General features: G+C 58.1%; 1 pseudogene. It reads right to left on the reverse strand.

The features are described 5' to 3' along the window. Positions 1-33: 33 nt before the first annotated feature. Positions 34-1112, reverse strand: a pseudogene (locus tag G3N96_RS38730) (IS3 family transposase); the annotation flags it as partial.

Consider the following 1112-nt stretch of genomic DNA (forward strand, 5'->3'; position numbering starts at 1 on the left):
TGAACTGACCCCACGAAGTTGGACGGTTAAAGGCTAGGCGCCCAAGGACTGAGTTCTGTATTGCACGGGACTCAGTCCTTTCAGTTTGAGCTTGATTCGTTCGTGATTGTAGTAATGGATGTAGCGCTCCAGAGTCTGGCGTAATTGCTCCACGCAAGTGAAGCGCTGCTGCCTGAAGCACTCGGACTTGAGCGTGCCGAAGAAGCTTTCCATCGCGGCGTTGTCAAGGCAATTGCCTTTGCGAGACATGCTCTGCGTCAACTTGCGTCGCGCCAGTTTTCGACGGAACTCCGGCATCCGATAGTGCCAGCCTTGATCCGAATGCAGCAACGGCTTGTCCTTGCGCGGGAGTTTAGCCAGTGCCTTCTTCAGCATACTGTTGACCAACTCGAAGCTCGGCCGCCTGTCCATCTGATAGGCCACGATTTCGCCGTTGTACAAGTCCATCACCGGAGACAGGTACAGCTTCTGGCCGTTGACCTTGAATTCGGTCACATCCGTCACCCACTTCTGATTGGCGCCGGTGGCCTCGAACTGGCGTTGCAGCAGGTTCGGTGCAGCCGTGCCGATCTCGCCTCGCCACGCGCGATATTTCTTCGGACGCACCCAGGACTTCAGTTGCAATTGCTGCATGAGCCGTTGCACCGTCTTATGGTTGACGAGATGGCCCGCCTGCCGAATCGCAGCCGTGACGCGTCGATAGCCGTAGCGGCCCTTGTGGTGCTCAAACACCGTCCGGATCTGCGCTTTCAGATCGGCGTGACGATCGTCGGCATCCAAGATCCGGAGTTGGTAATAGAACGTGCTGCGTGCCAAGCCGGCCGCCTTCAGAAGTGCCGCCACCGGATGGCGCTGCCCAAGCTCACGCACTATTTGCGCTTTTTCTTTTGCGCTGCCTGCTTCTTCGCTTGCAGCAGCGCATCGAGCTTTTTTAGGTACGCCACCTCCGCGCGCAGATACTCGTTCTCCTTGAGCAATTCCTCGCGCGAGCGTTCATCCGGCGAACCGGCTTCAGTGGGTTTGGGCGGAAGTGAAGTGGCCATCTTTCGGGGGCGCCCTCGTCGACGAGGGGACAGTGCATCGAAACCGCCCTCATGATACAGGCGCGCCCA

Origin of the sequence: Burkholderia sp. Se-20373, from assembly GCF_017104705.1 — a bacterium.
Taxonomy (GTDB): domain Bacteria; phylum Pseudomonadota; class Gammaproteobacteria; order Burkholderiales; family Burkholderiaceae; genus Burkholderia.